The sequence below is a fragment of the Embleya sp. NBC_00896 genome, assembly GCF_045207785.1.
In the GTDB taxonomy this organism is placed as follows: Bacteria; Actinomycetota; Actinomycetes; order Streptomycetales; family Streptomycetaceae; genus Embleya.
Window position 1 is genome coordinate 2216145 of record NZ_CP108777.1, and the last position, 9742, is coordinate 2225886.

The window sequence follows — 9742 nt, forward strand, 5'->3', positions numbered from 1 at the left end:
CCCGATCCCCACGCCGCGCTCGAACAGCGGCGCACCGCTGCGCCGTTCGAGTCTGTGGACGATCCGGCCGACCGAGCCGGCGACGAACACACGGCACGCGCGGCGGACAGGCCTCCGCCTCGCCGCAGACCTGGCGGCCCCGCCCTCGGCGAACGGGGTCGTGGGCGGCGGGCCATGCGCGTGGTCGGGTCGGCCGGCCGTGGTGGAATACGGCGGTGACAGTGCATGGTGACGCGCCGGGCCGGTTCGAGGACATCGTGGCGGACAGGCTCGTCCACGCGTACGGCCTGAGTGTGGCCGCGGTCGCGCGGATCCCGTTCGGGGCGGAGACCGACAACTTCACGGCTCGCCTGTCGGACGGCGGCGGGGTCTTCGTCAAGGTCTATCGGACCGGTCAGGACCTGGAGCGGCAGTCGGTGCGCGTGGAGTCGGCGCGCTTCGCCCGCGCGCAAGGTGTTCCCACCCCGGCCGTCGTTCCCGACCGGGCGGGACAGGCCCTCTCCCGCGAGCGGGAACCGGTCCTGTCCGTTTGGGAGTTCGTCGCCGCGACCCCGTCCACGCGCCCCTGGACCCTTCGTGTCGCCGAGAACCTCGGACTGACACTGGGCCGCCTGCACCGCGCCTTCGCCCACCACCCCGCCGCACCTCGCCTGGTCCCGGTCCGACCGCTGTGGTGGGACCGGGACATCCGAAGCGCGCTCGACGTCGCGGACGCCCTCCTGCGTCGTATCGGCGAACCGCGAACACAGGCCGATGCCGCGCGGCGCGATCAGGTCGCGACGCGCCGCGCGGACTTCGAGGCACACGCCCCGGGCCTGACCGCGGGCTTGCCCAGAGTGGTCGTGCAGCCGGTGCACTACGACTTCACCCGCCCGAACCTGCTCGTCCACCCGGACGACACGATCGCGGCCGTCATCGACCTCCACGACCGCATCGCCCCACCGGCCTGGGAACTGGGCCGGGTCGCGTTCGACCCCCTGACCGTGGCCACCACGGACGACTGGCCCACCACGGCACTGACCCTGATCGCCGCGTACCGGTCCGAGAACCCCGATCTGCCCACCGAGCAGATCACCGCCTGCGCGCGCATGGCTCTGCTCCAGGCCATGCAGTCCTTCTACGGCGTCCGTGAACACTACGAACGACCCGACCCCGTCCACCAGGCGGACCTCGACGGCTATTGGCACCGGCGGTGGCAGATGACCCGCCGCCTTCTCGCGGCCCTGACCGACATCGAGGACGCCCTCAAGGCATCCACACGATGACCCAAGTCGAGCGTCGCCCACCGGCGCGTCCTCGCTGGTGCCGTGACCGGAAACGTTTGCCGGGCTGGTGGGTCATGCGGTGGTTGGAACGTGACATCGCCATGGTCCGGCACGATCCACGCGCTTCCGTGGAGACGGTGTTCGATCTGCTGATCCACGGTTGGCAGTCGTCACAGCTCGGTTCCGGGGATGCGACCACGGAACCCCACAAGGGCTGAAACATCGGGATGGACCGGCCATGACGATCGCGCTTTGCGCCGGTGGTCAGGCATTTGCGCAGGAGCGATCCAGAGCGCGTGTTCATGCACGCGGCGGAAGTACGCATCTTGCCCGCCGATTTCAGCGGGGTCCGTCGGCTCGGGGCTAACCCGTCGCGGCGAGAGAGTTTCGATTCCGAGCAACGAATCGCGTGGTCTTCCCGTCAGGAGGGGTGGCCGGGTCGACGATCCGGTCTCCCCGGCCCGCCCCAAGCGGACCATCGGGGTGCCAACTCCCCACTGGACGAACGGAATGCCCGTGATGAACTCGAACAACGGATCCCGACGCCGGCTCCGCAGCCGCACGGTCCTCGCCGCCATCGGTGCCGCGGCGGTGGTCGCGGTCGGCGGCGTGGCGTTCGCGTCGGGCGACGACTCGCCCAAGACCGCCCAGACCGAGACCGCCCAGACCGAGACCGTCAAGACCCAGCCCGCTGCCGGCACCCCCGCCGCCACCTCGAACGCGCGGGTCGTCGACCCGGCGGAGCGCGTCGATCTCGGCAACGGCAACACCACGTGGCTCGCGGACGGGTACCACTGGATCAGCTCCGCGAGCTCGAAGGGGGCCGACTACGGAAAGTCGGTCACGGACGGCAGGTTCTTCCCGGCCGACAGCGTCGACCTGCGCGTGTTCGGCGCCGGATCGTCGAGCCTGTACACCGGCGCGTACCACGGTGACGACAAGGTCGCCCGGGTCACCGTGGAGGTGGCCGGTCAAACGCTGGACGCCCGCATCCTGACCCTGGCGGGCGATCCCGGTTGGTCCGCGTACTACGTCGACGGCCCCGCCGCGAAGATGCCCGAGCGAAAGGGCGAGTCGGTCGCGGCCCCGGTCAAGGTGTACGCCGCCGACGGCACCGTCCTCGCGACGACCCCCGGCACCGCACCGCTCGCCAAGTAGTCGGCCCCGGCGGCGCTTTCCGCCGGGGCGGCGCGGCGCCCCACTGCGGTGCGCGGCCGTCGCGGCCGGTGTCGGGGGCTGTCCGGCCGATCGTGGTGGACCCGCCATCCGGGTGCGCGTACCCGGATGGCGGCGTTCCGTCGGGCTGTGGACGGGAACACACGGGGGGCCCATCGAGGAAAAGGAGCCACCCATGGCCAAGAACGCCCATGTGCGCCAAAACGGTGACGGGCAGGCATTCTGGATGCTGAACGGTCTCTACGAGGTCAAGGCGTCGAGCGACGAGACCAACGGCGTGATGACCGTCATGGAGGTTACGGTTCCGGTGAACAGCGGCCCGCCGCCGCACACCCACCCCGGAACCGAGAGCGTCTACGTGATCGAAGGCACGCTGCGGTATCACATCGGGGACGAGACGTTCGAAGGCGGCCCCGGGAGCTTTTTCCACATCCCCGAGGGCACATTGGAGCGGTTCGAGCCCACCAGCACGGCGCGGCTCCTGATCACTTACATGCCGGGCGGCATCGAAAAATTCTTCGCCGAGGCCGGCGAGCCGGCCCTGCGACGTGAGCTACCGCCCCCGTCGGACGCGCTGCCGGACGTCGATCGCCTCATCGAGATCGGCAAGCGGCACGGACTTGTGATGCGACCGATGCCTGCCGCCTAGGCTTTTGCCCGGGCGATGCTCACAGCCGGTCGAGGACGGCCGAGGCGAGTGCCGCGTCGAGTGCTCCGACACCGGTGAGGTCGGCGACTGTGATCGCCGTGTCCGGCCGGTCGAGGGGAGTCTTGAGCAGGAGGCCGGCGGTGATGTCGTCGTCCTGGGCGACGGCCCCGGCGCGGACGGCGTGGCCGAAGTCCCCGTGTTCGAGGCACTGCGCATGGTCGTCGGTTGCGATGAGCCAGGCGCGCCGAAAGAGGGCCGGCGGAAGTTCGTTCTTGTGCGGCATGTCCGTGCCGATGCCGGTCAGGTGCGCGCCCGCGCGCACCTGCGCGGCGTCCAGGACGGGGGCCGCTGCCGGAGTCGTGGTGACGATCATGTCGGCGCCGGCCGCCTCTCGTGCCGAAGCGGGCCGCGCGGGCAGGCCGTCGGCGTTGAGCTCGTCGCACAGGGCGTTCGCCTTGTACGGGTCGCGGCCGTGGATCAGCACCATGTCGAGCGGGCGGAGCATGGCCAACCAGGACGCCTGGAGGCGGGCCTGCTCGCCGGCGCCGAAGACGCCCAGCGTGCGGGCGTCGGGCCGGGCCATGGCGTGGGTGACCAGCGCACCCGCGGCGGCGGTTCGCCGGGCGGTCAGCAGACCGCGGTCGTCGAGGATGGCGCGCACCTGTCCGGTGCGTGCGCTGACGACGCAGACCAGGCCGTGGTTGGACGGAAGACCGAGGCCGGGGTTGCCGTAGAAGCCGGTCGCGATCTTGACGGTGAAGTCGGCGGCACCGGTGATCCAGCCGGCCTTGACGTGGCAGTCCCCGTCGGCCTCGGGAAAGTCGAGGTGGAGCGGTGGCGGCACGTTGGTGCCGCCCTCGGAGTGGGCGATCAGCGCCCCGCGGACGGTGTCGAGGACCAGTTTCGGCGTGGCGGCCTGCTCGATGGCGGCGGTGTCCAGGACGCGGAGCGTCATCGGCCCGCTCGCATCCACTCGGCGAAGGCCGCCAGGCCCTTCTCGGGGTCGCGGCGGCCGATACCGATGCGGAACCGGTCGGTGGGGCCGGCGGTGAGGTCGGAGCGGAAGACGCTCGCGGGCAACAGCAGGACGCCGGCCTCCTCCACCAGGCGAGTGCAGAATTTCTCCACCCCGTCGGCGCCGAGGTAGCGGGGATAGGCGACGCATCCGCCGTCCGGCGCCTGCCACTCGAAGTCGTCCGCGAACTCGGCGAAGAACGCCTCGAAAGCCGACAGGTTGGCGGTGATCAGGGCCCGGTTGCGCGCCAGGATCGTCTCGCGGGCCTTGAGCCCGATACGGGCCAGGATCTCGCTGGGCGCGGAGTTGCAGATGCTCGTGTAGTGCTTGGCCCGCTCCAGGCGCGCGCGGAGCGCGCGGTCGCGGCAGGTGATCCAGCCGATGCGCAGCCCTGGCAGCCCCAGGGACTTCGAGGTCACGTTCAACGACAGCGCGCGCTCGGACAGGTCGGCCGCCTGCGGCAGGATGCGGGCCGGGTCGCGTTCGAGGCCGCGGTAGACCTCGTCGCTGAACAGGTGGATGCCGCGCTCGTCACACAGCCGGGTCAACGCGGTGAAGTCGGCGGCGTCGATGATCTTGCCGGTGGGATTATTGGGGAAGTTCACCGAGACGACCCGGGTGTTCGGCCGGATCGCCGCCGCCACCGCGTCGAGGTCCAGGGCCCAGTCCCGCTCCGGGTCCAGGGCCACGCCGGTGACCTCGCACAGCGCCAGCGGCACGGTCTCGGCGGCCTGGTAGTTCGGGGTCACCACCACCGCGTGGTCACCGGCGTCGAGCAGGACGTTCATCGCCAGGTAGACGGCTTCCTCGGCGCCCGCGAAGCAGATGACGTCGTCCGCGTCCGCGTGCTCGTACGTCCGGGCGATCACCGCGCGCAGGGCCGGGTCGCCGAACGTCTCGGTGTAGCCCAGGGACAGGTTCTCGAACGCGTCGCGGTCCGTGTCGTCGGCCAGCCCGAGCAGTTCGCCGAGTGTCATCGTCTGGGCGTCGGAGGCGGTCAGGTGGTGGCGAGCGGTGAACTCCCAGCGGGAGAAGTACGTTTCCAGGCGGAAGTCGGGCAGCCGGGTCATCGCGATCAATCCTTCGCGCTTGGTGTTCTGAGCTCGGCCAGCAGGCCGTAGACGGTGGATCGGGACACGCGCAGGGCCGTGGCGACGGCCGGGGCGGCGCGGCGCACCGCGAACACGCGGGCCTCGTCCAGCCGGCCGAGGACGGCGAGGCGGTCCTGGCGGGTCATGCGTTCGATCGGGCGTCCCGTTTCGCGGACGTAGCCGCCGATCACGTGCTGGATGCGCTCGGACCAGTCCTGCTCGAACAACGGCTCGGGGCGCTGCACGGTCGGCGCGCCGAAGGCGGACAGGACGGCGGCGGCCTGCTCCAGCGGCGTGCGGTCGAGGTTGATGCACAACACCGCGGACGCCCGGTCCTGCGCATCCCGCAGGACCGCGCTGACCGAGGACAGCCGTCGGCCGTCCGCCAACAGCTTTTCGTACGGGCCGTACACGTCCTGTGCCGACGGGTCGAGCGCGTCCAGCTCGCCGAGCAGAGACGGATCTCCCGGGCCGCGAGCGGTCATCGGGTTCCAGATCTCCAGGACCCGGTCGGTCTCGGGATCGTGCAGGACGACCTCGGCGTACGGCCCGAGCAAGAGCGCCACGGCCCGGCATACCGGCGCCCATGTCCGCACACGAGGGTCCGGGCCCTCTTCCGTTACCGCCATGCTCGTGACCTCATGCTTGGACTATACGTCCAGATTGGACAATGAGTCCATACGTAGGCGGCGATGTGAGCCCGACCGCCATGGAAACCGCGGCGGGGCACCGCTACCGAGCCCGCTCGACATCACATGTCGACTATTCATCATCGGAGTGGGCTGTGCCTTCTTCCCCGTCCGATTCCCCGTCCGACCGGGTGGCCGACCACCTCGGCGCCGTCGAGGGCAGCAAGCAATGGGTGACCGGTCACGGCGTCGTGGGGTCGTGCGCGGCGAGCGCGGCGTCGACCGCCTCGTCCGAGAGCGCCGCGACCCGCACGTGGATGCCGGCGATCTGTTCCAATCGCCCGGGCGTCGCTTCTTCCGCGCGCAGGCGCGCGGCCAACGACGCGACGGTGCGGGAGGCGAAGACCAGGCGGACGGTCACCGCGCCGGCGCCGAGAACCTCCCGCAGGCGGCCCACGATCGCCGTGGCCAGGATCGAGTCCCCGCCCAGCGCGAAGAAGTCGTCGTCGCGCCCGAGCGCGCGGTCGGTGGGGGGCAGGGCCTCCTGCCACACCGACGCGATGAGGCGTTCGAGGTCGGTGCGCGGCGGCTCGGGCGGTGGGCCCGCGGGTCGACGCCCCCACAAGGGGGCCAGCGCGCGCCGGTCGATCTTCCCATTGGCGGTCAGCGGCAGTTCGTCGACCAGGACGACGTGCTCGGGAATCATGTGCGCCGGCAGTGACTTCCCGGCCGCGGCGACGAGTTGATCCACACTCACTCCGGACCCCGCGGCGACCGCCGCGACCAGCGCCCCCTCGTGTACGCCCGCCACCGCGCGGCGCACCCCCGCGACGCCGGCGAGCGCGGCCTCGATCTCGCCGGGCTCGATCCGGAACCCGCGCAGTTTGACCTGGTGATCGCCTCGACCCAGGAACTCCAGGGTGCCGTCGGGCAGTCGCCGGGCCAGGTCCCCGGTGCGGTACCAGCGCCGCCCCGCGACCTCGCGGAAGCGGTCCGCGGTGCGCTCGGGATCGCCGCGGTATCCGGCGGCCACGCCGTCGCCGCCGATCCACAGTTCGCCGGGGACCCAGTCCGGGCTGTCCCGGCCGACCGCGTCCACGACTCGGCAGCGCACGTTGCGCAGCGGTGTGCCGTAGGGGATCGTCCGCCAGTGGGCGGGGAGTTCGGTGCCGGCGCGCACCTCGTGGACGGTGGAGTGGATGGCCGTCTCGGTCGTGCCGCCGAGCGCGACGAACCGGCACCCGGGGACCTGCGCGTGCAGCCGTCCCGGAAGGTCGACGGTGACCCAGTCGCCGCCCAGCAGTACCACGCGCAACCCGGAGCCCAGGCCCGCCGACGTCGGCGCCGCGCCCGCGGTGAGCAGCATGTCGAGCAGGGCCGGCACACAGTTGACGACGGTGACGTGCCGCTCGCGTACGAGGTCGACCCACCGGCCGGCCTCGCGTCGGTCTTGGTCGGCGGGCAGGACCACCGCGCCGCCGGCCGAGAGCAGGCCGAATACGTCGAAGACCGAAAGGTCGAAGTCGAGTGCGGACAGGCCCAACGCGCGATCGGCAGGCCCCAGCGCGAAGCGCTCGACGAGGTCGTCGATCGTGTTCATCGCGGCGCGGTGCGGGACTTCGACACCCTTGGGCTCACCGGTGGATCCGGACGTGAAGAGCACGTAGGCGATGCTCTCCTCGTCGACGGGGACCGGAAGGCCACCGGCGGGCGGTGCGGGGTGGGCGACGGCATCGGCGAGCGCGAGCGCCGGGGCGAGCGCGGAGCCGCCGCTCGTGCCGTCGGTGTCCAGGACCAGTCGTGCGCCCGCCGTGCGGTGGATGCGTTCGCGGCGCGCGGCCGGCTGCTCGACGCCGATCGGGACGTACGCGGCGCCGGCGGCGAGCACGCCCAGTGCCGCCACGATCTGCTCCGGCCCCTTGGGCAGGGTGATCGCGACGGTGTCGCCGGAGGCGATGCCCCGCGCGCGCAGGGCGGCGGCCACGCGCAGTGCGCGCTCGGCGAGTTCGCCGTACGACAGCGTGCCGCCGTCGGCGTCCGGGAGGCCCCACAGCACGGCCGGCGCGTGTGGTCGCGCCGCGGCGTGCGCGAAGAACCCGTCGTGCAGGGCGCGGTGCGAGCGTGGGGCGTCGGTGGCGTTGACGCGATCGAGTACAGTCCGCTGCGCGGCGGGCAGCAGATCGGGGATCGGCAATCGCCAGTCGGCCTCCGCCGTGCCCAGGCGCGTGACCAACTCCCGGTACGCGGCGAACATCGCGTCCGCGACACCGTCGGGGAAGGCGTTCTCGCGGATGTCCCAGTTGACCAGCAGGCCGCCGCGCACCTCGGTGATCTGCGCGTCGAGCAGCACCTGCGGGCCCTGCGAGAGGATCCATGACGGCTCGCCGAACAGACGGCGCACGTCGGGGTCGAAGAGTTCGCCCAGGCCCAGCGCGCTCGTGTACACGATCGGGGCGAGCACCTGTTCGCCTCGGGCACGCGCCATGTCGCGCAGGACGTGCAACCCCGAGTGGTCGGCGTGCGCCGCGTCGTGGTGCATGCGCGTCTGCAGCGCACGGGCGTGATCGAGGAACGAGCGCGGCTTGGACATGTCGACGTCCAGGAGCACCGATCCGGTGAAGTCGCCGACCAGGCGCGGCACGTCCGGGTGCAGGTCCTCGCGGTCGAACAGGGGTACGTTCAGCAGGAATCTCGGCGTGGCGCTCCACCCCGCCAGGACGCCGGCGAACGCGGTCGCGAAGGCCATCGCGGGAGTCACCCCGTGCGCGTGCGCCCGGGCCGACCAGTGGCCGCGCTCCTCGGCGGTCAGCCACAGGTGACGCCGGGTCACCCGGCTCAGGTCGGCCGGTCGCGGGCCGCGCAGCGGCAGTTCGGGCGCGCCGGGCAGGTCGGGTATGCGCTCGTGCCAGTACGCGCCGGCGCGTTCGGCGGCGGCGCGCCGGCGAGGGGGACGGGCCGCGAGGTAACTGCGGTAGTCGTAGCCGAGTTCGGCGGGCACACGATCGGGGTGCGCGTACAGGTGCGCGAGGTCGGCGAGCAGCACCCGGAAGCTGAGCGCGTCGGCGGCGACCATGTCCACGTCCAGGTGCAGTCGGCTGCGATCGCCGGGCAGCAGCGTCACGCGCAGGTCGAAGACGCGGCCGGATTCGATGTCGAGCGTCTGGTGCGAGCATTCGTCGCGGATCCGGTCGAGTCGCGCGGGGACGCTCTCGGGGTCCACCTCGCGCAGGTCCAGCACCCGCAGTACGTCGCCGGGCGCGCCGGGCAGGATCTCCTGGCGGCCGTCGTCGGTGATCCGCACGCGCAGCATGGGGTGCCGCGCGACCAGGGCGCGCGCCGCGACTTCCAGTCGAATCGGGTCCACGGCGTGGCCGGGTTCGGTGTCGAACTCGGTGTACAGGTGCGCCGCGACACCGCCCAGGGTCTGCCCTTCGGATCGGCCGATCCAGTACGCGTGCTGCATGGGCGCGAGCGGGAACGGCCCGGAGTCCGGCGTGCGTTCCGCCGCCGGCTCGGGTGCCGGTTCGCGGTCCGGCTCGGTCGCCGCCGACTCGGCGCCGCCGCCGAGCAGCGCGCTCCACGCCGCCAGCGTGGGAGCGGTCGCCAGATCCGCGAAGGTGACCCGTGCACCGCCCCGGCGCCAGCCGCCGGCCAGGCGCATCAGCCGCAGCGAGTCGAGGCCGTGCGCGATCAGGTCGTCCTCCTCGCGCAGGGACTCCGGTGCCACGCCCAGCAGTTCCGCCACGTCGCGCCGTACGTCCTCGACGGTCAGCCGCACGCTGTTCTCCTTCGATCGCGAATGTGTCCGCAGGACGCGAGTGCGACCGTGTCCACGCGACACGTCCTTGACACCCACCCCGAGCGTCACAAATATAGGGTAGGCAAACCTAAGTCAGGCAAGGCTTTTCGATTGATCG

The 9742-nt window shown here is 71.9% G+C and carries 7 protein-coding genes; 3 read left to right on the forward strand and 4 right to left on the reverse strand.

What is annotated here, in order from left to right:
* Nucleotides 1-215: 215 nt before the first annotated feature.
* The 3 genes from OG928_RS43300 (at nucleotide 216) to OG928_RS43310 (ending at nucleotide 3090) form a co-directional block, all read left to right on the forward strand.
* The gene (locus tag OG928_RS43300; RefSeq protein ID WP_331767522.1) at nucleotides 216-1265 is read left to right on the forward strand and encodes a phosphotransferase; all 1050 of its coding nucleotides are present in this window, start codon (nucleotides 216-218) and stop codon (nucleotides 1263-1265) included.
* A gap of 519 nt (nucleotides 1266-1784) precedes the next feature.
* Nucleotides 1785-2423 (forward strand): hypothetical protein, encoded by a 639-nt coding sequence (locus OG928_RS43305; protein WP_331767523.1) that lies wholly within the window; start codon nucleotides 1785-1787, stop codon nucleotides 2421-2423.
* Between the two features lie 193 nt (nucleotides 2424-2616).
* Complete coding sequence (locus OG928_RS43310; RefSeq protein WP_331767524.1) at nucleotides 2617-3090, forward strand: cupin domain-containing protein; 474 nt, start codon at nucleotides 2617-2619, stop codon at nucleotides 3088-3090.
* A gap of 19 nt (nucleotides 3091-3109) precedes the next feature.
* Here OG928_RS43310 and OG928_RS43315 read toward each other — a convergent pair whose 3' ends face one another.
* The 4 genes from OG928_RS43315 to OG928_RS43330 form a co-directional block, all read right to left on the reverse strand.
* Nucleotides 3110-4045: an ornithine cyclodeaminase family protein gene (locus tag OG928_RS43315; RefSeq protein ID WP_331767525.1), complete on the reverse strand. Its 936-nt coding sequence runs from the start codon at nucleotides 4043-4045 to the stop codon at nucleotides 3110-3112.
* Nucleotides 4042-5175 carry a pyridoxal phosphate-dependent aminotransferase gene (locus OG928_RS43320; RefSeq protein ID WP_331767526.1) on the reverse strand — a complete coding sequence of 378 codons (1134 nt, stop codon included), beginning with the start codon at nucleotides 5173-5175 and terminating at the stop codon, nucleotides 4042-4044. Before OG928_RS43320 ends, OG928_RS43315 begins: the two co-directional genes overlap by 4 nt.
* A 5-nt stretch (nucleotides 5176-5180) precedes the next feature.
* Complete coding sequence (locus OG928_RS43325) at nucleotides 5181-5825, reverse strand: PAS domain-containing protein (RefSeq protein ID WP_331767527.1); 645 nt, start codon at nucleotides 5823-5825, stop codon at nucleotides 5181-5183.
* Between the two features lie 241 nt (nucleotides 5826-6066).
* Nucleotides 6067-9603, reverse strand: coding sequence for an amino acid adenylation domain-containing protein (locus OG928_RS43330; protein ID WP_331767528.1), 3537 nt, complete (start codon nucleotides 9601-9603; stop codon nucleotides 6067-6069).
* Nucleotides 9604-9742: the final 139 nt, after the last annotated feature.